Annotated in this window: 2 protein-coding genes; both read right to left on the reverse strand. The window is 44.9% G+C overall.

All coding sequences use genetic code 11. The features are described from left to right. Positions 1-687: hypothetical protein (locus N1032_RS23665; RefSeq protein WP_259542824.1), on the reverse strand; the 687-nt coding region annotated here is incomplete at its 3' end. Between the two features lie 29 nt (positions 688-716). Then, positions 717-1,072 (reverse strand): hypothetical protein (locus N1032_RS23670; RefSeq protein ID WP_259542825.1); only part of this gene is annotated, 356 nt, incomplete at its 5' end.

Consider the following 1,072-nt stretch of genomic DNA (forward strand, 5'->3'; position numbering starts at 1 on the left):
GATAACAATCTCAGCGAAAGATGAAACAAACTTCTGATTACGAGCTAAGGCACTCGCAGCACAACCAGCACCGTCGGGTAGTGCCACACAAGCTGGTTTATAGGTAGATTTGGAGCTATCAACTAATACCTGATAACCAGACATAGCTGATAGTTCATCCTCAAAGATGAACAACTTTCCACCCCAAACATCACCCAATCTTGCCTGTTCAATGCCAAATAAATCACAGCCTGAACCAGAGCCAATTGCATAAAAATATTTAGGGTTTAAGTTTCTAACCTTATAAGCAACAACCTGACCTTCTTTCGTTTTAGGATAGAAGTGACTGATTGGCTCACGATTAGTTTGCGAGAGACCAACACGCACTCCATAACGTTCTGCAACATCCTTACGGATACCACGAGAAGTCAGAGCCATGATTGGAAGTTCACGAGCTTCTGCAAGAATTGCTTCACGCTCTTCTGGAGTCAACTCACGGTGGACTTGACGTACAGATTCCAAATCTGCTCTGTTGGCTTCCGTTATGGCCTCATAATGCCCACACCGATTACAGTAAACCCACTCTTCTTGAGTTTCTGTATTCTTCCAGTGTTGTAGATGGTTACCGGTTCGGTCGCCACCAGAAGCACGGCAAGATGGGCATGCGCTCTCGCCTGTGATTTCCTTATTGCCATATTTCTTTGACATTATTCCTTTTCCGTGTCAGATAACAATCCTTAAACTGGGTACACTTCCTTATTAAAAGTCGTCCCAGTCACTTCCAAAATAACCCACTCTAAATGAGGATAATCCTTGGTTAGCCGAGCTAGCTCCCCGTCGGCTTCGGATTTCGTTGTACATTTCTTGGTAGGTGCGTTCAAACCAGCCCGGCGGTACTCCAGCGATTGTTGCTGGCTGTACTGTGCTTGATTGTTTTGAGGCGCTACCATCCAAAACTTTTTTGGCAGACGACTCTTAACAAACTCTGGTTTTAATCGGATAGGTGGGGCACCTTCCAACCAATGAACGTGACACAAAATTTGCTTACGAAGATTCACACTAAAACCTGTGATTTTACCAAGTCGGGGGCCAA

Source organism: Herbiconiux daphne, from assembly GCF_024979295.1.
GTDB classification, from domain to species: Bacteria; Actinomycetota; Actinomycetes; order Actinomycetales; family Microbacteriaceae; genus Herbiconiux; species Herbiconiux daphnes.